General features: G+C 47.8%; 26 protein-coding genes and 1 pseudogene. 24 read left to right on the top strand and 3 right to left on the bottom strand.

All coding sequences use genetic code 11. From position 1 onward, the window contains the following. Positions 1–646: 646 nt before the first annotated feature. The 10 genes and pseudogenes from JQU52_RS14940 to JQU52_RS01785 all read left to right on the top strand — a co-directional run. A pseudogene (locus JQU52_RS14940) lies at positions 647–752 on the top strand (ESPR domain-containing protein); the annotation flags it as partial. Between the two features lie 602 nt (positions 753–1354). After that, positions 1355–2776: a hypothetical protein gene (locus JQU52_RS01825; protein WP_456238524.1), complete on the top strand. Its 1422-nt coding sequence runs from the start codon at positions 1355–1357 to the stop codon at positions 2774–2776. A 183-nt stretch (positions 2777–2959) separates the two neighbouring features. Beyond that, positions 2960–3421 carry a hypothetical protein gene (locus JQU52_RS01820; protein ID WP_230339493.1) on the top strand — a complete coding sequence of 154 codons (462 nt, stop codon included), beginning with the start codon at positions 2960–2962 and terminating at the stop codon, positions 3419–3421. 307 nt (positions 3422–3728) lie between these two features. After that, complete coding sequence (locus JQU52_RS01815) at positions 3729–4226, top strand: ankyrin repeat domain-containing protein (RefSeq protein WP_230339492.1); 498 nt, start codon at positions 3729–3731, stop codon at positions 4224–4226. A 62-nt stretch (positions 4227–4288) separates the two neighbouring features. Next, positions 4289–4792 (top strand): hypothetical protein, encoded by a 504-nt coding sequence (locus JQU52_RS01810; protein ID WP_230339491.1) that lies wholly within the window; start codon positions 4289–4291, stop codon positions 4790–4792. Continuing rightward, positions 4738–6570, top strand: a complete 1833-nt coding sequence (locus JQU52_RS01805; RefSeq protein WP_230339490.1) for a hypothetical protein — start codon at positions 4738–4740, stop codon at positions 6568–6570. Before JQU52_RS01810 ends, JQU52_RS01805 begins: the two co-directional genes overlap by 55 nt. After that, positions 6567–7124, top strand: coding sequence for a DUF6990 domain-containing protein (locus JQU52_RS01800; protein WP_230339489.1), 558 nt, complete (start codon positions 6567–6569; stop codon positions 7122–7124). The genes JQU52_RS01805 and JQU52_RS01800 overlap by 4 nt, the downstream gene beginning before the upstream one ends. Positions 7125–7159: 35 nt before the next feature. Further along, positions 7160–7405 carry a hypothetical protein gene (locus tag JQU52_RS01795; protein WP_230339488.1) on the top strand — a complete coding sequence of 82 codons (246 nt, stop codon included), beginning with the start codon at positions 7160–7162 and terminating at the stop codon, positions 7403–7405. Beyond that, positions 7381–8403, top strand: coding sequence for a hypothetical protein (locus JQU52_RS01790; protein WP_230339487.1), 1023 nt, complete (start codon positions 7381–7383; stop codon positions 8401–8403). Before JQU52_RS01795 ends, JQU52_RS01790 begins: the two co-directional genes overlap by 25 nt. Next, a complete protein-coding gene (locus JQU52_RS01785; protein ID WP_230339486.1) occupies positions 8400–8603 on the top strand; it encodes a CPCC family cysteine-rich protein in 204 nt (67 codons plus the stop codon). The genes JQU52_RS01790 and JQU52_RS01785 overlap by 4 nt, the downstream gene beginning before the upstream one ends. A gap of 161 nt (positions 8604–8764) precedes the next feature. Here the strand turns inward: JQU52_RS01785 and JQU52_RS01780 are convergent. The 3 genes from JQU52_RS01780 to JQU52_RS01770 form a co-directional block, all read right to left on the bottom strand. Next, positions 8765–9530 (bottom strand): IS5 family transposase gene (locus tag JQU52_RS01780; protein WP_230339485.1). Its coding sequence is split into 2 segments (ribosomal slippage): positions 8765–9487 and positions 9489–9530, totalling 765 coding nucleotides; the frame shifts between segments, so codons are not numbered across the junction. Between the two features lie 177 nt (positions 9531–9707). Beyond that, positions 9708–10473, bottom strand: a protein-coding gene (locus tag JQU52_RS01775; RefSeq protein WP_230339484.1) for an IS5 family transposase whose coding sequence is annotated in 2 segments (ribosomal slippage) — positions 9708–10430 and positions 10432–10473 — 765 coding nt in all. Because the reading frame shifts where the segments join, the coding sequence is not laid out codon by codon here. A 243-nt stretch (positions 10474–10716) separates the two neighbouring features. Further along, positions 10717–11268, bottom strand: coding sequence for a DDE-type integrase/transposase/recombinase (locus JQU52_RS01770; protein ID WP_328301379.1), 552 nt, complete (start codon positions 11266–11268; stop codon positions 10717–10719). 979 nt (positions 11269–12247) lie between these two features. Between JQU52_RS01770 and JQU52_RS01765 the strand changes: the two genes are divergently transcribed. From JQU52_RS01765 to JQU52_RS01700, 14 genes are all read left to right on the top strand, one after another. Further along, positions 12248–12610 (top strand): cytidine deaminase-like fold-containing protein, encoded by a 363-nt coding sequence (locus JQU52_RS01765; RefSeq protein ID WP_230339483.1) that lies wholly within the window; start codon positions 12248–12250, stop codon positions 12608–12610. Continuing rightward, a complete protein-coding gene (locus JQU52_RS01760) occupies positions 12592–13011 on the top strand; it encodes a DUF6911 family protein (protein WP_230339482.1) in 420 nt (139 codons plus the stop codon). Before JQU52_RS01765 ends, JQU52_RS01760 begins: the two co-directional genes overlap by 19 nt. A 43-nt stretch (positions 13012–13054) precedes the next feature. Then, positions 13055–13243 (top strand): GH-E family nuclease, encoded by a 189-nt coding sequence (locus JQU52_RS01755; protein ID WP_268866626.1) that lies wholly within the window; start codon positions 13055–13057, stop codon positions 13241–13243. Between the two features lies 1 nt (position 13244). Next, positions 13245–13751, top strand: coding sequence for an ankyrin repeat domain-containing protein (locus JQU52_RS01750; RefSeq protein ID WP_230339480.1), 507 nt, complete (start codon positions 13245–13247; stop codon positions 13749–13751). 404 nt (positions 13752–14155) lie between these two features. Next, positions 14156–14488, top strand: coding sequence for an ArsR/SmtB family transcription factor (locus JQU52_RS01745; RefSeq protein WP_230339479.1), 333 nt, complete (start codon positions 14156–14158; stop codon positions 14486–14488). A gap of 207 nt (positions 14489–14695) precedes the next feature. Then, on the top strand, positions 14696–15199 hold the full coding sequence (locus JQU52_RS01740) for an arsenate reductase ArsC (protein WP_230339478.1): 504 nt from the start codon (positions 14696–14698) through the stop codon (positions 15197–15199). Between the two features lie 47 nt (positions 15200–15246). After that, positions 15247–15507, top strand: a complete 261-nt coding sequence (locus JQU52_RS01735; RefSeq protein WP_230339477.1) for an arsenic resistance protein — start codon at positions 15247–15249, stop codon at positions 15505–15507. 455 nt (positions 15508–15962) lie between these two features. Continuing rightward, positions 15963–16514, top strand: a complete 552-nt coding sequence (locus JQU52_RS01730; RefSeq protein WP_328301377.1) for a DDE-type integrase/transposase/recombinase — start codon at positions 15963–15965, stop codon at positions 16512–16514. Positions 16515–16528: 14 nt separating this feature from the next. Then, on the top strand, positions 16529–17263 hold the full coding sequence (locus JQU52_RS01725) for an arsenic resistance protein (RefSeq protein WP_230339475.1): 735 nt from the start codon (positions 16529–16531) through the stop codon (positions 17261–17263). A gap of 237 nt (positions 17264–17500) precedes the next feature. Then, the gene (locus JQU52_RS01720; RefSeq protein WP_230339474.1) at positions 17501–18808 is read left to right on the top strand and encodes a phosphatase PAP2/dual specificity phosphatase family protein; all 1308 of its coding nucleotides are present in this window, start codon (positions 17501–17503) and stop codon (positions 18806–18808) included. 11 nt (positions 18809–18819) lie between these two features. Then, positions 18820–19242 (top strand): hypothetical protein, encoded by a 423-nt coding sequence (locus JQU52_RS01715; RefSeq protein ID WP_230339473.1) that lies wholly within the window; start codon positions 18820–18822, stop codon positions 19240–19242. Positions 19243–19354: 112 nt separating this feature from the next. Next, entirely contained in the window at positions 19355–20065 is a 711-nt protein-coding gene (locus tag JQU52_RS01710) for a lysophospholipid acyltransferase family protein (protein WP_230339472.1), read from the top strand. Next, positions 20062–21057, top strand: coding sequence for a phosphatidate cytidylyltransferase (locus JQU52_RS01705; RefSeq protein ID WP_230339471.1), 996 nt, complete (start codon positions 20062–20064; stop codon positions 21055–21057). Before JQU52_RS01710 ends, JQU52_RS01705 begins: the two co-directional genes overlap by 4 nt. Positions 21058–21298: 241 nt before the next feature. Then, the gene (locus JQU52_RS01700; RefSeq protein WP_230339470.1) at positions 21299–21769 is read left to right on the top strand and encodes a DUF4189 domain-containing protein; all 471 of its coding nucleotides are present in this window, start codon (positions 21299–21301) and stop codon (positions 21767–21769) included. Positions 21770–21922 lie beyond the last annotated feature (153 nt).

Here is a 21922-nt window from a genome sequence, read left to right as displayed (position 1 = left end):
ATCACGATATGGTTAGATTTATCTTTATGATGGGGAGTACAGTTTTTTTCTTATTAATTAGTGAATTATTTTTTTTGATACGTAGGCCATAGCAAAAATAAAGTTACGTAGTCTGGTATCGGTCAAGGCTTTATCTTGCCGGGCAAAAAGTACAATCGAATATACTAGAGTCTGTTCACAATTATTTGTCATAATATTGAATAAAAAGAAAAGCAGGTGTAAAAGGAAGTTCTCATACTCCACCAATATACCTGCGATGCCGCGTACACTACTCAAAGATGAACATTGGACGAAGCTGTTGCCTACTCTGCGTGATTTGGGTATTTATAGCAAACCCAATTTGCCAGAATTCTTGAATGCATACTTTACAGAACTAAGAACCGGCATACCGTGGCGGGATTTATCCGTAACGACTTCCCAACCGACCGCCCCATTTACGAGCCTTACCGCGAACGGGTAAAAGAATGGCTGCCGGTATGGAAACAGCGTGCAGCCCAAACAGGCAGTATTTTAGTGAAACCATGATGTCCGTAAACCGGCGCGGCAACGTATTCGCCAAATCAGTGGCAACTCAATTAGCCGCCACACCATTAACCAACCAATATTGCCGGTTGCCCCTCTGATTCTGCCATTCGGGAGCCCCGCCATGAATAAAACCCTGTACAAAGTGATCTTCAATAAAAAGCGCGGCGCCATGGTGGCCGTAGCCGAGAACACTTTGCGCGATGGTAAAAGCAATGCCGACACCACCGGGGGTTCTGTTCATCTTAATGGCAGCCATACCCTTTCAGGCAGCCTGAACCCCGCAAGCCCTACCGCCCGTTTGGGCACCCTCAGCTTCTCCTTACTCCTGGCCGCCGGCACCGCCCTGATTATCGCCCCGGCCGCCGTCAGCCCCGCCTATGCCCGTAAAATCACCCTCATCAGCACCGACAAAGGTGTGGGTATCAACAATGCCGGGCAAATCTTTGCCGCTGCGGGCGGCATTATCCTGAGTGCCGACGGCAAGATTGGCAACAGCGGCAGCATCGTGGCGGCGGACAAAGCCAGCGTAAGCACTGCCGACAGCGCCGCGATACAGATTAAAAGCCACAGCCTGGACAACAGCGGCAGCATCTCCGCCCAAGGTAAGGCCAATATAGGCGCCCAGAGCCTAAACAACAGCGGCTTGATTGCATCGGCAAACGAGCTGAATATCCGCAACCAAAACAGCCTCAACAACAGCGGCCAGTTGAATGCCGCCCGATTGGATGTGGTTTCAGGCAGCCTCAGCAATACCGGCCGCATCAGCCAAACCGGCCTGCAAAACTTGGCGATTAACGCCAAGCAAGTGGACAACCGCAATCAGGGCTTGATGGGTTACACCCCGGCGGATGCCGGCGGCGGTAACAACACCGGTAGCGGCAGTGGTAATGGCAGCGGCAATAGCGGCAGCAATCCGAGCAGCGGTAACACCACCCCGCCCAGCAGTGCCACCGGTGGCGGCAGTACTACTACCGCCCCGGCACCGGCCACGCCGACCACCTTAGCCGACGGCCAGATTACCGTTTCAGGCAGCCTGTTGAATGACAAAGGCCAAATCACCGCCAACGGCGAAACCAATCTGAATGCGCGCAACGGCCTGGTCAATCAGGCGCAATTAAACCTGAACCAACTCCATGTCAGTGGTGATTTACTGGACAACCGCAGCGGCGTAATTCACGCCAAGAGCGCCGACATCCGCAGCCACACCCTAGATAACCGCGGCGGGCAGATCAGCAGCACCGATACCCTTTCGGTAAACAACCAACGCACAGACAACCGCGGCGGGCAGATTCTGTCGGCCAACCAAGCTGACCTTTACAGCAACATTCTGGACAACCAAGACCAAGGCGGCATCGCCGCCGGCAAAGCTCTGGCCATTACGGCCGATGGATTGGACAACCGCAACGGCACCGTAGTAGCGGGTCAGACACTCAGCGTTACCGGCCGCCGCATCGACAACCGCAGCGGCAGCATGGATGCCGCCGGCACCAGCATCAGTACCGAGAACCTCGACAACAGCAACAAAGGTGCTATCCGCAGCAATCAAACTCTGCATATTAACGCTTCAGGCAGCCTGAACAACCGCAACGGCCAACTGAGCTCGGCCGGGCAGTTGGATATTAACGATGACGCGCGCCAGACATTGGCCGTCGACAACAGCGGCGGCAGCATCTTGGCGGGCGGTGATGCCCGGATTCAAAGCCGGTCTCTGAGTAACAACGGCACCGTGGCCGCCGGGCGTGATCTGGCCATTGCCTTACAAGACAGCTTTACAGTGGAACAAGACATCGTGGCCGGGCGGCGTTTGTCGTTGTCCACCCAAGGCAGCCTGAACAACCCGCACACCTTGCAAGGCGGTGAAGCGGTCACGCTTCAGGCGGCACAAATCGACAACCATGCCAGCGGTAAAATCCAGTCCGGCGGCCGTACCGAAGTGACAGCGGTTCACAACATCGGCAACCGCGGCTTAATCAACAGCAACGGCGGCACCGTGGTTCGCGCCGGTGAAGTGATTGACAACCTCGGCAGCGGTAAAATCTTTGGCGACCATGTGGCTTTGGGCGGCAGCGTATTGAACAACCGGGAAGAAACCGTTAACGGCGCCACTCAGGCTGCGGTGGTGGCGGCGCGGCAGCGGCTGGATATCGGGGCGAAGGAAATTTACAACCGTGAAGGCGGTTTGCTGTCCAGTGAAGGCTCATTGGCCATCGGTGGCGCCTTAGACGCCCAAAGGAACCGGTGTTTGGTCTGATTTAACTACACAGGGACAGTGGAATTCTCATGTAACTAAATACAATAAACAATTTGGCACAACCGGAATTAGAATTATTTATGTTCCAAGGAAAGGTGTAACCAATACTCTCAAATTAAATTCAGGAGCAGGAGTTACTATTAATGGGTTACGTCAGCTGGGTAATACTTCGGAAAAGGAAAAATGATGGGCTATCATATTTCATTAATAAATACCACGAAATGCGATGATAAAGACAAGGCGCTTTATAATTTTGATATTTTAAAAAATATTTTGATAAATCAATTTTCTTTACAGGAGCAATTGGATAATAAAGGTCAATTTAGCTTCTTTTATTCTCCTGAAGATGAAAATATAGTTTTATTTTATAAAAACAATGAATTATGGGCAAATACTACAGATGATAACGTAATTGCCATATTACTTGCCATATCTTCAGTGTTAAATGACGGTACTAGAGTTAGAGGTGATAACTTAGAAACATTTAAATCAGTATCAGAAACTTATATACATGAAGATGATAAGCTGATTTATTTTATTGAAAACAATAAAGTATCAAAACTAAAAGAAATTTTTTATCGATACGGTGGATTTGTTATTCCAATACTTTTTGGCTTGCTTACATGGATTTATCATATTCTATAAGCAAGGTTATATTGCTTAGCAAGCATAAACCGATGGCCTGCCGATTTTACAGCGCTTAAATCCGCAAGGCGTTGCTTCAAGCAATTATTTGGTGCTGAAAGACGGCAAACAAGTCAAGGTGAGTAGCCCGTAGGCATGAGCCAGAAGCAATTTGATGCCTACGTTAATTCACGCCCGGAAAAGTTCATTATTCAGAACAGAAGCGAAAACAGAAGTGGCCGGTTTGAGAAACCGGGAGTTGATGGATTAGGACCGATTAAAACAGATATGGAAACTTTTCTAAAAACTGGAAAGTAAGCAGGTGGATATGAAACAGAAAAATATAGAAGATATTGATATGAAAATTTATGGTGCCTTACTAGAAGGTGATATTTTACTGTTAAAACAGTTATTTTCTAAGGAAAAAAATATATTAGAAATTACCCACCCATCATTATTGAGTTGGTTGCATCAAAGTTTATTAGGCTTTGACCCGAATAAACCGCCCAAACAAAGCATCGAATACCTGATTGAAAAAGGTGTACCCATCAATGCGCAAGACTGCTATGGAATGACCCCGCTGCATTATGCAATGCGGGCAACCAATGCAGAGGCAGCACTGGTTTTATTGCGTGCCGGCGCAAACCCCAATATTCCAAATCAGGACAATGTAATTCCATTAAGTATGATTGGCGGTATGCCCAAGCGTTTAGATGTACTGCAATTGATGTTGGACAAAGGCGGTAATGTACATCACCATACCGGTAAAAATGAAACAGATATATTGGCTACCTTAAAAAATATTGCGGTGATGATGAAGAGATAAAACCTGTTATTGCATTGATGGAAAAATATGCTTAATCAGCCTTCCGTTTGGAACCCAACAATATGCATAAATTCCCGGGCGACCTGAATATCTCAGGCAGCCAGATCAGCGCCAAGCAAATCCACCTCAACCTGCAAAACGGCACCATCGGCACCCTCACCGAGCAGAAACACGAAACCGGCATTAGCGATGCGCGCAACTACCGTATCGAACACAGCAAAACCGACGTGGGCAGCCAAATCAACAGCGGCAGGGGTACTGTCGGCATTGCCGGCCAAAATGTGCGCATTACCGAAGGGCGGCGCAGCGGCAGCGTAGATGCAGCCGTCTACAACAAAAGCAACCTGGGCATATCGGGCGCCACCTTACCCTCACCAGCGAGCAAGATACCGACCGCTACCGCCAGAAATCACTTTCAGGCAGCCTGGCAGGCTATGCCTCCATCTATGGCAGTTACAACGAAGCTTCAGGCAGCCTCAGCTACAGCGACGGCAAAAGCAACTACAAAAGTGTGCAAGAGCAAACCGGCTTATTTGCCGGCAAAGAAGGCTTCGACATCCGCGTAGGCAAGCATACCCAGCTTAACGGTGCCGTGATTGCCAGCGAAGCGGCACCCGATAAAAGCAGACTGAGCACCGAAACCATCGGCCATAAAGATTTACACAACGAAGCCGAATACCAAATCCGCGGCGGCAGCATCCGCCTGAGCAGCGGCGGCAGCCCCATGGAGTTGCTGGGCAATATGGCTGCCGTTCCCGGGCTGGCCATCCCCGTTGCCGAGCAAAGCAGCAACACCACCAAAGCCGCCTTGGCCGAGGGCAACATCGAAATACGCGGCGACAAACAAAGCGGCCAAAACAGCCTTTCCGGCCTGAGCCGCGACACCGCCCATGCGCATCAGCCATTGGAACGCATCTTCGACCTGAAAAAAATACAGGAACGGCAAGAGCTGGCACAGCTGATAGGCGAAGTAGGCTTTCGTGCCGCGGGTGATTTAAGCAGTAAAATGGGCTGGGCGGAAGACAGCCCCCAACGCATCGCCCTGCACGCCCTGATTGGCGGATTGCAAGCCGAAGCCGTGGGTGGCAACGCAGCCTCCGGAGCGGCAGCGGCGGGCGGTGCCGTATGGCTGAACACCAAAGTAGAAAATTACCTGCTGGAGAACACCCAACTGAGCGCAGCCCAGCGTCAAGCGATCCAGCAATGGACGGCGGCGGCCACCGGTGCTGTAGTGGGCGGCATTAGCGGCGGCAGCGGCACCACCGCCTTGGCCGGCGGGGCAATCGGGCGTGATGGGGAGGTGTTTAACCGGCAGTTGCATCCGGATGAAACCAGAATACTTAACCAGCTTCAAAAGAATAAATCTCCGGAAGAGCAACATCGCTTAAAAGCTGCTGCCTGTGCTTTAGTCCAATGTGCAGAGGGTATTCCGAAAACAGATCCCTACTACCAGAAGTTACACAGACTCCAAGCCGAAGGTGCAAGCTATACCAAAGAGCAAGCCCGGCTAAAATCAACACAGTCAGATTTATTTGAATACAGTTGGTGGGATAAAACCAATGATCTCCGCATCAGAAATGATCATGGAATTACCAAAACCAAAGGTGCTGTTAATGCCGTTGGTGGTGCAGCGACAGCAGTTAGCTCCGGTGTTGGCGGCGTAGGCCTGTGTACAACCGGGGTAGGCTGTGCGGCGGGCGCTGGGATTGCTGCACTGGGGGTGACTGCGGGCTATCAACAAAGCAAGTATGGCGCAAACCAGCTATTAGGAACCTATCAATCTGATTGGGGCAGCCAAGTTGTAGCGTCTTTTGGAACACCAACCGCGAGCACTTCGCCGTTGGCCGCCGATGCTGCTAACGTTGCTGTATGGGGTGCTGAAACGCTGATTACGCGTAAGTTAGGGAGTGTAGGCGGAGCTAAGGTGGTAGAGCCGAAGGCGGGAAATGGTACGGCACCAATAAAAATTACTATTTCAGAGTATTACAATCATCATCTAAACATGGTTGATGATATTAAAGATCAATTGACCGCAAAAGGATTTATTGTTAGTGAAAAAGAAATTTCTTTCGGTAGCGCTTGTGGTGTTGGGCGCTGCAGACCTGACATCCCATACAAAACAGCAGATGGACGTATAGTTGAAATAATTGAAGTAAAAACAGGAGGTGCTGATTTGAGTATTCGGCAATCAGAAATATTTCCTCAAATACAAAATGGAAATGCAATTCCTAGAGGAGAAGTTGCAATTAAATTTGGCCTTAAAGCAGGGGTTCCCTTAAAATACCAAGGCTATCCAAATGGCATTCCTATTAGAGAAATCAGATTTCTAGGAGCATCTAAATGAAACAAAATGAGGTTTTTTCAATACTTGAATCTAAAAAATGGGTTTGTAGTAAAGATGAGGTTGGTGATAGATTTTGCCTATTTACTATTGATGAAATTATTGTACACATAATTCCAGTATTAAATAAAAGAAATGATTATGTAAGAATTTCATTCATGCCATCTGTCTCAACGAAAGAATTTTCTAAAGCAATATCTTTTATAGATGGGGGGAAACAAGGAAATTATAGTATTTTATCCGAAAATAAAATTCCAGAAAAAAAAACTGAAGTAACTTTAGAAGATATAATTCGTTTATCTGACGATGCTATCATTTGGGCAAAAAGCCAAGATATAAACAATGAATTACTAAAATTAACAAAACTTCCTACCAACTCTCCAGGCAGCATGCCATTACATCATCTTGCTGCTTTGGCTATTACTGGAAATTTAACCAAGTTGGAGGTTTACAGTACGAGCTTCGCAAATGGTGAAAGGCTTGGGTTCGTTCCATATATTACTTTAGAAATGATTAGTCGAGCGATATTCTTGGCGCGTAATAAATACAGTAAATAATCCAATCAAAATGTTAACGCATCGCCCTACACGCCGTGATTGGCGGATTGCAGGCCGAAGCCGTGGGTGGCAACGCAGCCTCCGGAGCGGCAGCGGCGGGCGGTGCCGTATGGCTGAACACCAAAGTAGAAAATTACCTGCTGGAAAACACCCAACTGAGCGCAACCCAGCGCCAAGTAATCCAGCAATGGACCGCGGCGGCCACTGGTGTTGTAGTGGGCGGCATTAGCGGCGGCAGCGGCACCACCGCCATTTTATGCAGGCTCAAGGTATTACATTAACTGAAAAACAAGCTCAGATTTACTTGGGCAGATTTGGTTCGTCTATGCTCGATGCAGGCTGGGCATTGGCCAATGGTCGGGATAAGCTGACAGAAGAATTTTTATCCAGCTTTTCTTCCGAATACAAATATAAAGATAATTCAGGAAAACAACATGGCTATTTTACTGCAACCAACCGTGAATACTTAGATAATAAAATTAATCTTAAGCCCTTATTTCAAAGTTATGGAAAAGATAAATTAACTCAGGATTATATCAAAAATATCCACAAACAAAATCCGAATGCTTTAGCGGATTACAACAGAGGTATTAAGCAAGGCTATATTGATAGCGGTAAGGATGCCGGCAAAGATCCTGCAACAATTGGTAAAGGTATTCTGAGTATTCCCGGCTATATCATCAAATCTGTCAGCAGCAATGAGCTTGGGCCTTTAGATGATCCGCAAATGAAGTCTTACTATGAATCATTATTGAGACTCCAAGGCAGGGATTATGAAGCAGGCCGCATCAATGAATACGACTGGGCTACTACACAACGGTTGATGTGGTATCAGCTACCCTTGATGGAAGCAGCGGGGAAGCTGCCGCCGGCCGTTTCATCTTTATATAAAGATTTTAAGGCAGGGAGGATTACAGAAGCACAGCTTGCTGCTCGGATTAAAGAGCAAACGATACAGAATAATTTTTATAGGGATGGAAATACACAAATAAATTGGACTACAGGAAAATCAGATGACATTAATATTAATTTTGCTACTCACTGGGAAAAGCATAAACATGAGTTTCCTAATTTAAATTCAGCTTATGACTACTCCCGTTATATTGAAAATTTTGTAAAATCACCTCCACCACAGACATTAACTAAAGTTAGAGCGAATGGTGATAGGTTGTATTATCAGCCACAAAATAATATTTTCATTAGCATAGATAAAACTGGCACTCCGAAAACGATGTTTAAGCCCTCAAAAAGTATTCAGTATTGGAATAAACAAAAATGACAATCCATAAATGTCCATGTTGTAATTATGTTTTTAATTCTGGTGAAGCTGGAGATTATAGTATCTGTCCAATTTGCATGTGGGAAGATGATCCAATCCAACGCGAAGATTTTAATTATTCTGGTGGGGCTAATGAATTATCATTAAATGAATATAAGAAAAAATGCAATATTAAAAATCAGAATGTGGAGGTAAGGTGAGATGAGATGAGATGTTAGATTGGATATATCGACCAGGTAATCTATTACAGTATTATAACATCTCTGATAAACCTAAAGTTTTGGGAAATATAATAGGTAGTAGTTTAGGAGAGGGGGCTAAAATAAAGACAACTAATCTAGGGTCTGTTCACAATTACTTGTCATAAAGGTAACCACATCACAATGCACCCCAATAAAACCGTACTGTGGAAGTTGCGTTTCAGCTTATCGTAACGGCTGGCAATCGCTCGGAAATGTTTCAAACGGCAAAAGGCATTCTCTACCAAATGCCTGATTTTATATAAATACCAGTCCATGTCTTTATTTTTCTCTTCCCTATTGCTTTTATAGGGAATATTGGCTTTCGCACCGCTTTGCTCTATTTGCTCCCTGAGCCGGTCTGAATCGTAACCTTTGTCCGCATTAACCAACTCAGTTTCGGTAAGGTTGATGTTGTCAAGCAGCTCCGGTGCAACGGTGACATCATGGATATTGCCCGCAGTAACGATAACCTCAATCGGATTGCCTGCAGCATCTACAGCCAGATGAATCTTGCTGGTTCTGCCGCCTCGGCTCATACCGATTGCGCGATCCTCTTGCGCACTGAGCGCTGAGGCTGCGGCGCAGTGTTGGTGAGCACGGATATAACTGCCGTCTATGGCTACCCACTCCAAGTCACTCTCTTGGCTGGGCTGTTTCAAGATTGCAGTAAAAATGCCTTTTTCTGACCAACGGTTATAAGCGGTATAAACAGTATGATACTTGCCGAAATACTCGGGCAAATCCCGCCACGGTATGCCGGTTCTTATTCTGTAAAGTATGCCTTCAAGAATTCTGCGCAAATTGGGTTTGCTATAAATACCCAAATCACGCAGAATAGGGTAACAGCTTCGTCCAATGTTCATCTTTGAGTAGTGTACGGGGCATCGCAGGTGTATTGGGGGTGTGAGAACGTCCTTTTATGCCTGCGTTTCTTTTTATTCAAGGGTATGACAAGTAATTGTGAACAGACCCTAGATTTATTTAATGGAAATTTAAGAGAGTTATCATTTTATATTACTGGATTATTTTCAGGCGATACTAGGGTCTGTTCACAATTACTTGTCATAAAGGTAACCACATCACAATGCACCCCAATAAAACCGTACTGTGGAAGTTGCGTTTCAGCTTATCGTAACGGCTGGCAATCGCTCGGAAATGTTTCAAACGGCAAAAGGCATTCTCTACCAAATGCCTGATTTTATATAAATACCAGTCCATGTCTTTATTTTTCTCTTCCCTATTGCTTTTATAGGGAATATTGGCTTTCGCACCGCTTTGCTCTATTTGCTCCCTGAGCCGGTCTGAATCGTAACCTTTGTCCGCATTAACCAACTCAGTTTCGGTAAGGTTGATGTTGTCAAGCAGCTCCGGTGCAACGGTGACATCATGGATATTGCCCGCAGTAACGATAACCTCAATCGGATTGCCTGCAGCATCTACAGCCAGATGAATCTTGCTGGTTCTGCCGCCTCGGCTCATACCGATTGCGCGATCCTCTTGCGCACTGAGCGCTGAGGCTGCGGCGCAGTGTTGGTGAGCACGGATATAACTGCCGTCTATGGCTACCCACTCCAAGTCACTCTCTTGGCTGAGCTGTTTCAAGATTGCAGTAAAAATGCCTTTTTCTGACCAACGGTTATAAGCGGTATAAACAGTATGATACTTGCCGAAATACTCGGGCAAATCCCGCCACGGTATGCCGGTTCTTATTCTGTAAAGTATGCCTTCAAGAATTCTGCGCAAATTGGGTTTGCTATAAATACCCAAATCACGCAGAATAGGGTAACAGCTTCGTCCAATGTTCATCTTTGAGTAGTGTACGGGGCATCGCAGGTGTATTGGGGGTGTGAGAACGTCCTTTTATGCCTGCGTTTCTTTTTATTCAAGGGTATGACAAGTAATTGTGAACAGACCCTAAAAACTTATTTTATATTTTTTCCTAGTATAGCTTTGCTGGTATCTATATTATATAGATGAGTTATATTTTAAATTCCTTAAGCTTAAGTAAATAATAAATTTAAAAGGATTATGCTAATGAAAAATAAATTTTTTATTTTCTTGGTTTATCTTATTAGTTGTTAAGACCCATAATCTTCTGGAATGGATTTTCACGAAACAATTCAGGCTCTAGATTATAGCAATCTTCCAAAGCCTGCCAAGGCGTTTTGTACTTCAACGACCGTAAGGGGCGTTGATGGTTGTAATACAGCAAAAATACCATCAAGTGCCGTTTAAGTTCGTCAGGATGCTCATAGTGGAAGCGTTTGACCGTTACCTCTTTCAGCATCTTGTTGGTAATCTCCACCTGCCCGTTCGTCCATGGATGACGGAATTTCGTGGTACGGTGCTCAATGCCCAAATGCCGGCAAAGCTCGTCAAACGGATGCTCCTTATCAGGCCGTTGTGCTTGGCTCAGCAAGTTGTAGGTAAACTGCGCACCGTTGTCCGTTAGGATATGGGTGATTTTAAACACACAATCTTGTTGTAGGTTGCGCAGAAAAGAAACGGCGGTTTTCTGCGTCATACGCGGATGAAGTTCTGCATAAACATATTTGGTTTTGCGGTCGATGGCGACAAACAGGTACAGCTTGCCGGTTTCACAACGCACCTCGGTGATGTCGATATGGACAAAGCCAACCGGATATTGTTTGAATGTTTTTTACCTTTTTGGCCATCGGATTCATTCTTGGGTAAGCGCGACAATCCGTGATGTTGCAAGCACCGGTGCAGATTGGAGCGGCTCAGCTTTGGAATATTGGGCTTGAAGATGATATACAGCTCGTCCAATGACAGCCGCAGATGTCGCCGGACGGTACAGATTGCCTGCTGCTCCAATTCGGTCAACACGCTGGGGCGGGTTTTGGGGCCGGACTTTTTATCTTCGACCGAATCTGCGTGTTTCCAGTAGAGAACGGTTTTGAAATTAATATTGTATTTTTAGCTAACGCTGCGATGCTCTCTTCAGACTCTTGTATTTCTTTTCTGATTCTAGGCGTAGTCTTGGCGTTACCATGCAATATGCTTGCCATAAGTCGGTCTCTTTTAATTGGGGTAATGATACTCCATAAAATTCAGGGACTAAACAATTAGTGGTTATATGGCTTTATTTTTAGGTTTATTGCTGGCTGTTTTTTTTGTAATTGTACAGAACTTATGGAATGCTGAAACTATAACAATAGCACTATATTTTCAGAATTTATGGTCTCAAAATATACAAGATTTTGCAATTTTTCTTATTCTAGGAGTAGCCTTGCTTGTGACCGTACTTGAGTAAAATTATAGATTCGGCAATTAAAACTTGAGTATTTTTAAAATTTAAACAGTTAAAAATTAAAAACTTACCCCAATTAAAGTTTTAATGTTTAATTGTCGTTTCTATAATCGGACCAACATCGGCAAAATTGCGGTTAACTCGCCGGAGGGTCAAGCCTTATTCACAGCCTTAATGTATGGTTATCTGGATACAGCGATTGGGGATGGCAGCCCGGGTACGGTGAAAATAACCTCCGGTATGGGCAAATCCTTGGGTAAAACCGCCGGTATTACCGCGAACCGAAAGTAATAGGGTCAATAGCCCTTCTCGAGTAGTAGTTGATGCCAAATTGGGAGATATTGAGGTTAGCGATGTTAACCCTAGCCACAGGCCACCCGTTTCTGCGCAACAAAGCCATCCAACCTTAATTCAAAATGATGTTTTAAAAAAAGGACAAAATCTTCCAAATTCCAATATGAATAATGCACATGCTGAAATAGCAGCAATGCAGCGACTATATGAGAAAACATCTACACAAGGCAAGGAGTTAACTTTACAAGTAAAAGGAAAAGAAGTTTGCTCACATTGTTTATCAGATATAAAAAATATGGGGCAAAAAATGGGGTTAAAAAGTGTAACTGTTTACGAAGAAGTAACTGGGAAAAGGCTAATTTGGCAAAAGGGAAATAAAAAATGGATAATAAAAAACTAGAAAAATATTACGAAATATATTATCGAACAATTGTTAACAATACTAAAAAAGATACAATACAAACCATTAAAAACTATATTGAATTTAAAGAAATTTTATCTCTATTCAGACATGGTGATGGCAGTTGTAGGGTATGGATTATAGACCAGTCACGTAATACCGGAATTGAAACAATTACTTTAAACTCAGATTCACATAAATACTTAATAACCGCCTATGGATATACCGAAGCTGGAGATGAGGTTTTATCATTACATAACCCTAATCCAGAAAATCTACAGATATCCATTCTTGGTGAGCAATGGGATTTAAGTATGATTACCCTTGACTTTAATATAATTAATAAAATATTTAAAAAATTTTTTGAGTTAGGAGATGTTCCTAGAAATATTTTATATTAAAATATTATTTTTATGAAATAAATATAGCTAAAAGCACCATAGATTGGTACGGGCGGCGGAAGAGGTAGGCATGAGCCAGAAGCAATTTGATGCCTACGTTAATTCACGCCCGGAAAAGTTCATTATTCAGAACAGAAGCGAAAACAGAAGTGGCCGGTTTGAAAAACCGGGAGTTGATGGCTTAGATGATATTCAAAAAGATATGCGTCAATTTTTGAAGGATGGAAAATAACATGAGAGAGGAAACATTTGGAGAACAAATTGTAGGTGCTAATTGGGATGGCAATATACAATTTTTACAAGATTCCGTAGATAAGGGCTTATTTGATCCTTTAAAAATTACAGAACCTGAGCACTGGAATTATTTACACAGGGCAAATTTAATCAGACCTTCACCCGAAAGAACCATTCTCTTTTATTTAGAAAAAGGTGTACCCATCAATGCGCAAGACTGCTATGGAATGACCCCGCTGCATTATGCTGTGCGCAGTGGTAACTATGAAGCAGTGAAAGTGCTGTTAGAAGCTGGTGCTAATCCCAATATTTCAAACCAAGATGGTTCTAACCCTTTAGATTTGGGATTTGAGTTGCCTGTTAATCTAAATTTAATTGAATTATTACTACAACATGGTGCTGATATTCATCATGAGGTCAATGGCTGGACAGTAATTAATTTTATAAAAGAATACGATCCAAATCCAAATAAAGAACTCATGCAGTTATTAGAAAAATATGCATAAATAGACATGAATTTTCAGTGCAATAAAATAAATGGCACGAGTGTCTAAAACTTTATGGATGATAATATTATCGTCTGCGTGATATTAGCCCCAGTGAAATCCCGGTATCAAAAATAACAAAAAAATCATGTAAATACTTGTCAGCATAGAATGATTGGGTTAATCTTAAGCCGTTGTTAATTTTTTTCTTGCGACATTTTCAAATTTCTTGGCCTATATTCTTTGGGTACGAGCGTCTTACTGAGGTAAGCTAAAACGCAGTTTCTGCGAAGCTAAAACGAAGTCTAGCTCACTTCACTAAAATGCGGTACGGTAAATCATTATTTTGATTCAAGGCTGCCTGAATCGGTTTTATGTTTTAATAGTTATTGAAACATAAAAATACATGCCGTATTATTCGGCGTATGGATATCGAAAGCGCAAGCAAGCTGTTTAGTACTTTGGGCGCGGCCACGCGGTTGGCGGTGTTTCGTTTGTTGGTGCGGCAAGGCAGCAACGGGATGGTGGCGGGCGATATTGCCAAGGCGTTGGATGTGGCGCCGGCCTTGCTGTCGTTTCACTTGAAAGCGCTGGCACATGCTGGTTTGGTACGTGCCGAGCAGGAAGGGCGTTTCCAGCGCTATCACGCCGATTTGCCGCTGATGTTGGATTTGGTGGCGTTTCTCACTGCGGAATGCTGTGCCGATGAGGAAGCCAGCGATTGCCGACAAAGATGTGCTGATGGCATGACGCCGTAAGTTAATTGCTGAAGTGGCGCATCTGTTTATCAAGGCTGCCTGAAAATGTAAAACCGTTATTGGATTGCCGAATCAAGTTAGGCAATGAAAAATTCAATGGTTTCAGGCAGCCTTAAGTGGTGATTCGCGGTATTTGTTTGGTTTATATTTCAATATTTATTTAATAATTAAATTGTAATTTTCCATGCTTATCGAAAGAAAGTCGAAATGAACGCAAAACCTTATCATGTCTTGTTTTTATGCACCGCCAATTCGGCGCGCAGTATTTTGGCCGAGGCGGTATTGAATGGTTTGGGCGACGGGCGTTTTATCGCCCACAGTGCGGGCAGTATGCCGCGCGGCCGGGTGCATCCGATGGCGTTAACGGTGTTGGCGGCCAACGGCTATGCGGTGGCGGGCTTACGCAGTAAGTCGTGGGATGAATTTGGCGGCGCGGATGCGCCGGTGATGATGGATTTTGTGTTTACCGTGTGCGACAACGCCGCCAACGAGCTATGCCCAATATGGCCGGGGCAGCCGATTAGCGCACATTGGGGCATGGCTGATCCGGCGGCGGATGCCGATGAGGCGCAATGCCGTAAGGCTTTTGAAACTGCGCTGCTGCAAATTAGCCGCCGCATTCGTTTATTTGCGGATTTGCCGCACACGCAGTTGGAACGTACGGCGCTAGCGGCGGCGGTGCGGGCGATTGCGGCGAATGGTGCAAACTAAATCAGCGGCAAGATGATGTTTATTTGTGAGCGGAATTGGGAGGCAGAGTGGGTATTTTTGAGCGTTTTTTAAGTGTGTGGGTGGGGCTGGCGATGGTGGCCGGGGTGCTGTTGGGGCTGGCGCTGCCGCAGGGGTTTCAGGCGGTGGCGCGGCTGGAAGTGGCGCATGTAAACTTGCCGGTGGCGGTGCTGATTTGGCTGATGATTTATCCGATGATGATTCAAATCGATTGGTCGGCGGTAAAAGATGTGGGCAAGCGCCCGCGCGGCTTGTTGCTTACCTTGGCCATTAATTGGTTAATTGTTTAGTCCCTGAATTTTATGGAGTATCATTACCCCAATTAAAAGAGACCGACTTATGGCAAGCATATTGCATGGTAACGCCAAGACTACGCCTAGAATCAGAAAAGAAATACAAGAGTCTGAAGAGAGCATCGCAGCGTTAGCTAAAAATACAATATTAATTTCAAAACCGTTCTCTACTGGAAACACGCAGATTCGGTCGAAGATAAAAAGTCCGGCCCCAAAACCCGCCCCAGCGTGTTGACCGAATCGGAGCAGCAGGCAATCTGTACCGTCCGGCGACATCTGCGGCTGTCATTGGACGAGCTGTATATCATCTTCAAGCCCAATATTCCAAAGCTGAGCCGCTCCAATCTGCACCGGTGCTTGCAACATCACGGATTGTCGCGCTTACCCAAGAATGAATCCGATGGCCAAAAAGGTAAAAAACATTCAAACAATATCCGGTTGGCTTTGTCCATATCGACATCACCGAGGTGCGTTGTGAAACCGGCAAGCTGTACCTGTTTGTCGCCATCGACCGCAAAACCAAATATGTTTATGCAGAACTTCATCCGCGTATGACGCAGAAAACCGCCGTTTCTTTTCTGCGCAACCTACAACAAGATTGTGTGTTTAAAATCACCCATATCCTAACGGACAACGGTGCGCAGTTTACCTACAACTTGCTGAGCCAAGCACAACGGCCTGATAAGGAGCATCCGTTTGACGAGCTTTGCCGGCATTTGGGCATTGAGCACCGTACCACGAAATTCCGTCATCCATGGACGAACGGGCAGGTGGAGATTACCAACAAGATGCTGAAAGAGGTAACGGTCAAACGCTTCCACTATGAGCATCCTGACGAACTTAAACGGCACTTGATGGTATTTTTGCTGTATTACAACCATCAACGCCCCTTACGGTCGTTGAAGTACAAAACGCCTTGGCAGGCTTTGGAAGATTGCTATAATCTAGAGCCTGAATTGTTTCGTGAAAATCCATTCCAGAAGATTATGGGTCTTAACAGTTAATCAAGCCCTTTACCATGGCAGCGGTGGGCTGGTTGTTTTTCCGGGTGTTTTTTGCGCCGTGGGTGGCGCCTGCCGATGCGCAGCAATACATTGCGGGCATGATTTTGCTGGGCGTGGCGCCGTGTACAGCGATGGTGTTTGTGTGGAATCAATTGGTTAAAGGCGATCCCAATTACACCTTGGTGCAGGTGTCGGTAAACGATTTGATTATGATTGTGGCCTATGCGCCGATTGCCGCTTTGCTGCTGGGGGTGAGCGATGTGGCGATTCCGTGGCAAACGCTGGTGTGGTCTACGGTGCTGTATGTGCTGCTGCCGCTGTTGGCAGGCATGGCCACGCGGGCGTATTTGCAGCGAACGGGCGGCTCCGTGGCCGCATTGGGTCGCCGCTTAAAGCCCTTTGCCATCGGCGGGCTGGTGTTTACGGTGGTGTTGCTGTTTGGCTTTCAGGCAGCCACGATTGTGGCGCAGCCGCTGGTGATTGTGCTGATTGCGATTCCGCTCTTGGTGCAAACCTACGGCATTTTTATCATTAGCCGCATCGGTGCGCGCTGGCTGGGTTTGCCGCACGAAATTGCCGCGCCGGCGTGTTTGATTGGCACATCCAATTTTTTCGAGCTGGCGGTGGCGGTGGCCATTTCGCTGTTCGGCCTGCATTCGGGCGCGGCCTTGGCCACGGTGGTGGGCGTGCTGGTGGAAGTGCCGGTGATGTTGTCGCTGGTGTGGTGGCTTAACCGCAGCCAAGCTTGATATAGTAAATTAAATTTGAATCAATACTGCGTTGGCTCGCCTTAGCTCGAAGAGAACGATTTTGTACGGCGCAGACGCGCCAACAAACTCTGTTCCGTACTATCTGTACTGTCTGCGGCTCTCCGCCTTGTCTTGATTCAAATTTAATTCACTATAAAACAAAACCGCAGCATCACGCATTGACGTTAAACCTGCGCTGCTCTACATTCGGGGCATTGATTGCCCGATTGTTTCTTTATGTCTACTGCCGATTCCCCTTCTGATTTAAGCAAAAAACACGCCCTTATGTGCCTGTTGGCCATGGGGGTGCTGTTTTACAGCAGCTACGGTTTGGCCAATTGGCTGGCGGCGCAGCAGGGCGGGGTGCCGGAAATGGCTTTTGCGTGGGAGCGGCAGATTCCGTTTTGGGCGTGGACGATTGTGCCGTATTGGAGCCTGAATCTGTGCTATGCGGCGGCGTTTTTTGTGGCCAAGAGCCGCGCCGAGCTGTATCGCTATATTGCCCAATTGGTTTGTGCGCAAGCGATAGCTATTGTGTGTTTTGTGCTGTGGCCGCTGCAATACACTTGGCTCAAGCCGGATGTGGGCGGGGTGTCGGGCTGGTTGTTTGCGTCGCTGGCGGTGTTCGACCAGCCGTATAACCAAGCGCCGTCGCTGCACATTATCCTCACTATGGTGGTGGGGCGTTTTTATTGGAGTAGGCTGCCTGAACGCTGGCGCGGGCTGTGGCTGGCGTGGTTGTTGCTGATTGGGCTGTCGGTGCTCACCACTTATCAGCATCATTTTATCGATATCCCCACCGGCGTATTGGTGGGCGCGCTGTTGTGGTGGGCGTTTCCCACTCATGGTGCCACGCCTTTGCGTTTCAGGCAGCCTGTCTATCCGCGTTGGCTGGCGCTGTATCTGGGCTTGGCGGTTGTGTTTACCGCAGCGGCGCTGTGGGGTGGCGTGAGCGCTTGGCTGTGGCTGTTTTGGCCGGTGGCGGCGTGCTTATTGCTGGCGGCGGCGTATGGCGGCTTGGGTGCGGCGGCATTGCAAAAGCAGGTGCATGGCCGTTTAAGCCCGGCTGCTGCTTTGCTGCTGTTGCCGTATTTGGTGGCGGTGCGCTTGAATATGGCGTATTGGCTGCGCGGCGTGCCTGCCAGTGTGGTGGTGGCCGACAGGCTGCATATCGGCAGCATCACTGCTGCGGCTCGGTTTGAGGCGGTGGTGGATGTGTGTGCCGAATATCCGCTGTTCAGGCAGCCTAGTTATTACCACGCCCAGCCGATGCTGGATATGGTTGCACCGCCGCCGGCCGATTTACAGGCCGCTGCCGCCGCGGTGGAGCAGGCACGGCAACAGGGCCGCACGGTGTTGGTGTGTTGTGCGCTGGGCTACGGGCGCAGCGCGGCGGTGGTGTTGCTGTGGCTGGTGCGCTATGGACATTGCGCCGATTTGGCCGCGGCCATTGCGGTGCTAAAACAAGCGCGGCCACAAATGGTGTTGCCCGCGGCCACCCGCCGCCATATCGAACAGGCATTAAGGCTGCCTGAAAGCATCTAAGGAGCAAAACCATGTACACGCAAGCAAGCGAGGAAACCGAGCGCCAGCTGGCTTACACCACGGCGGCTTTGTTGCGCGCCGCCGCGCCTTTGTTTTGGCTCAATTTGCTGCTGTTTGCGGCGGTGTGGTGGCGTTTGTGGCCGTTGCCGGGTTTGCCGCTGTGGTTGCTGGGCATTGCCGCTTTACTGGTGGGCTTGGCAGCCTTGGTGTTGCAGGTGCGGCTGGGGTTTGATGCGCGTTTATTTGACGGCTTTGCCCGTGGCAGGCAAACGCCGCCGCAATTGGACAGCGCCCTTTACACGCTGGGCTTGGCCAAGCCGTTGTCGCCGCGCAGCATGGCGTTGCGGTGTGCCGGGGCGCTGCGGCTGGCGCGTTTATGGCAATGCCTTACCGGGCTGCAAATATTGTTGTTATTGTGTATGCTGGCGCTGTAGTGTTGTGATGGATTTAATTGAAGGCTGCCTGAAGCTTGAAACTGCGGCGCATCCTATGCCGCGATTGTTTTGATACCAAGGCTGCCTGAAACCCGAAAATAAGCGGGATTTTATGAAAAAACCCTTCTGGGCGCGCTGGCTGGCGCGCCGCATCGACAGCGCCTTGTGCCTGCTCACCTCATTTATCACCGGCGTGCGCCCCAAGGCGGCGCAGCAGCTTGATTTCCCTTCGCGCCAAACCGTGTATTACGCCAACCACAATAGCCACGGCGATTTTGTGCTGGTGTGGGTGTCGCTGCCCAAGCAGTGGCGCATGAACACGCGGCCGGTGGCCGGAGCGGATTACTGGCTGGGCGGGCGCATCCGCTGTTTTATTATCGAAGACGTGTTTAACGGCTTGCTGGTGGATCGCGGCGGCCACCAAAATCCGCAGCAGATAATTGACGCCATGAGTGCCGCTTTGCAGCAAGGTGAATCGCTGATTATTTTCCCCGAAGGCACGCGCAACACCCGCGACGACACCGCCATGCTGCCGTTTAAAAGCGGGCTGTATCACTTGGCGCGCGCCAATCCGCACACTGCCTTTGTGCCGGTGTGGCTGAACAACATCAACCGCGTGCTGCCCAAAGGGCATTATCTGCCGGTGCCCTTGCTGTGCCAGGTGAATATCGGCCAAGCCTTGTATTGGCAAGAACACGAAGACAAAGCGGCTTTTTTACAGCGCAGCCAACAGGCGCTGTTGGCCTTAGCACCGCACCCAGTAAATATGGCAACTGCCGTAGCGGAAACGGAAACGGAAACCGCAGAGGGAGAGCAAATATGAGCGTATGGAACACCAGCCAGCAGGCCGCCGCCGAAACCGTGGCGGCCACCCAGCAATTCAATCCGCAGGCCGGATGGCTGTTTGCCGCCATTTTCGGCATATTGCTGTTGGCCAGCAGCGTGGCGTGGCTGCTGAAACGGCGCCAGCGCGGCCTGCCCAATGCCACCATCGACAACCTCACCGCCCGCATCAACGCTTGGTGGGTGATGACAGCGGTGCTGCTGCTGGCGTTTTGGCTGGGGCGGGTGGGCACCATTGTGCTGTTTTTTCTGGTGTCGTTTGCCGCTTTGCGCGAATTTTTGTCGCTGGTGGAAAGCCGCCGTGCCGACCACCGCGTGCTGATTGCCTGCTTTTATGTGTTGTTGCCGCTGCAATACTGGTTTGTGCTCACCGATTGGTACGGCATGTTTTCGATTTTTATCCCCGTATACGGCTTTTTGCTGCTGCCGATTATCGCCAGCCTGGCGGGCGACACCGGCCACTTTTTGGAGCGCACCGCCAAAATCCAGTGGGCGGTGATGATCAGCATTTTCTGCCTTTCGCATGTGCCTGCGCTGATGAATCTACAGATTGCCGGTTTTGAAGGCCACAATATCTTGTTGCTGGTGTTTTTGGTGGCGGTGGTACAGGCCAGTGATGTGCTGCAATACATTTGGGGCAAGCTGTTTGGGCGGCGCAAAATCATGCCCGCACTATCGCCTTCCAAAACCGTGGCCGGTACTGTGGGCGGCATTGCCAGCGCCACTTTGTTGGCCGCTGGCCTGTATTGGATTACCCCGTTTACCCCGCTTCAGGCAGCCTTTATCGGCCTGATTATCTGCATCATGGGTTTTTTGGGCGGGCTGGTGATGTCGGCCATCAAACGCGACCGCGGCGTGAAAGATTGGGGCAATTTGATTCAAGGCCACGGTGGCATGCTCGACCGCGTGGATTCCATCTGCTTTGCCGCACCGGTGTTTTTTCATCTGGTGCGCTATTTTTGGCGCGGCTAGGGCGAAATGGGGTGTTGTTTCCGGCGCTTGCTTGCATTAGTATGTTTGCTCAATTCTGATTGCTTGGCGGTCTAAGGCAAAGCATTTTCTTTGGTGATGTGTGATTAAATTTGGCGAAAGGAAATAATAATGAAATTCCAACGCATTAAATTGGCCATGTTTAAACGGTTTATTGGCTTAATGATGTTGATGGGCATGGCGGCGGGGCGCTTATGCGCAATCGGCAGCCGAAATCGGCGCCATGCACAACAACTGCAACCACCCCAACTACCAAGGCGACCGCTCCCGCTGCGGCGGCTCGCAAGGTTCACAAGGACGCCAATCTTTTGATGCTTATGAAGTGGGTACAAATTTTTTTACGGTGCTGTTATGGACCAAAGAAACCAAACCTTACTTTTATCGACATGATAATAAAACATTTTATCCTTCTGCTACTGACGAAGCTTCCATTGCACCACTTAAGCGAATGGGCTTACAGCAATGCAATCAAAAAACGGGTGGTGGCTGCGAATATGAAGAAAGCTACGTCAATGTTTGCATTGCTGTTGCATACAATTCTGCGGAAAAGTTCAGTACATGGAAATATGAAGATGCTAAATCTTGCCGTTATGCCAAATCTGAAGCCATGGCGGCTTGTAAACGAAACTCAAAAACGCAGCCGAAAGCATGTAACCTGATAGCAACCTCAAGGTATCCTGGATTTTGGAATTAACCATTTGAATAAGACCACGCAAGGGCGGCGTGAATGAAGCCCGTAGGTCGGATTCTTGAATCCGACACTTGTTGGCAGAACAAGGCACGCACATTGCTTTGGCCGATGGCCAAACGTCGGATTCAAGAATCCGACCTTGTATCTCTCAAGCGG

The sequence above is a fragment of the Paralysiella testudinis genome (assembly GCF_016894345.1).
In the GTDB taxonomy this organism is placed as follows: Bacteria; Pseudomonadota; Gammaproteobacteria; order Burkholderiales; family Neisseriaceae; genus Paralysiella; species Paralysiella testudinis.
The sequence above is the reverse complement of the archived record's forward strand: the minus strand, read 5'-3'. Positions and strand labels throughout refer to the sequence as shown.

What these genes read in the sequence shown, in the direction of transcription:
- JQU52_RS01700 (WP_230339470.1), top strand. Translation starts at nt 21,299, where the DNA reads ATGCACAACAACTGCAACCACCCCAACTACCAAGGCGACCGCTCCCGC.
- JQU52_RS01815 (WP_230339492.1), top strand. Translation starts at nt 3,729, where the DNA reads ATGAAACAGAAAAATATAGAAGATATTGATATGAAAATTTATGGTGCC.
- JQU52_RS01740 (WP_230339478.1), top strand. Translation starts at nt 14,696, where the DNA reads ATGAACGCAAAACCTTATCATGTCTTGTTTTTATGCACCGCCAATTCG.
- JQU52_RS01790 (WP_230339487.1), top strand. Translation starts at nt 7,381, where the DNA reads ATGCAGGCTCAAGGTATTACATTAACTGAAAAACAAGCTCAGATTTAC.
- JQU52_RS01820 (WP_230339493.1), top strand. Translation starts at nt 2,960, where the DNA reads ATGATGGGCTATCATATTTCATTAATAAATACCACGAAATGCGATGAT.
- JQU52_RS01725 (WP_230339475.1), top strand. Translation starts at nt 16,529, where the DNA reads ATGGCAGCGGTGGGCTGGTTGTTTTTCCGGGTGTTTTTTGCGCCGTGG.
- JQU52_RS01810 (WP_230339491.1), top strand. Translation starts at nt 4,289, where the DNA reads ATGCATAAATTCCCGGGCGACCTGAATATCTCAGGCAGCCAGATCAGC.
- JQU52_RS01825 (WP_456238524.1), top strand. Translation starts at nt 1,355, where the DNA reads ATGGGTTACACCCCGGCGGATGCCGGCGGCGGTAACAACACCGGTAGC.
- JQU52_RS01800 (WP_230339489.1), top strand. Translation starts at nt 6,567, where the DNA reads ATGAAACAAAATGAGGTTTTTTCAATACTTGAATCTAAAAAATGGGTT.
- JQU52_RS01720 (WP_230339474.1), top strand. Translation starts at nt 17,501, where the DNA reads ATGTCTACTGCCGATTCCCCTTCTGATTTAAGCAAAAAACACGCCCTT.
- JQU52_RS01760 (WP_230339482.1), top strand. Translation starts at nt 12,592, where the DNA reads ATGGATAATAAAAAACTAGAAAAATATTACGAAATATATTATCGAACA.
- JQU52_RS01745 (WP_230339479.1), top strand. Translation starts at nt 14,156, where the DNA reads ATGGATATCGAAAGCGCAAGCAAGCTGTTTAGTACTTTGGGCGCGGCC.
- JQU52_RS01785 (WP_230339486.1), top strand. Translation starts at nt 8,400, where the DNA reads ATGACAATCCATAAATGTCCATGTTGTAATTATGTTTTTAATTCTGGT.
- JQU52_RS01710 (WP_230339472.1), top strand. Translation starts at nt 19,355, where the DNA reads ATGAAAAAACCCTTCTGGGCGCGCTGGCTGGCGCGCCGCATCGACAGC.
- JQU52_RS01715 (WP_230339473.1), top strand. Translation starts at nt 18,820, where the DNA reads ATGTACACGCAAGCAAGCGAGGAAACCGAGCGCCAGCTGGCTTACACC.
- JQU52_RS01750 (WP_230339480.1), top strand. Translation starts at nt 13,245, where the DNA reads ATGAGAGAGGAAACATTTGGAGAACAAATTGTAGGTGCTAATTGGGAT.
- JQU52_RS01705 (WP_230339471.1), top strand. Translation starts at nt 20,062, where the DNA reads ATGAGCGTATGGAACACCAGCCAGCAGGCCGCCGCCGAAACCGTGGCG.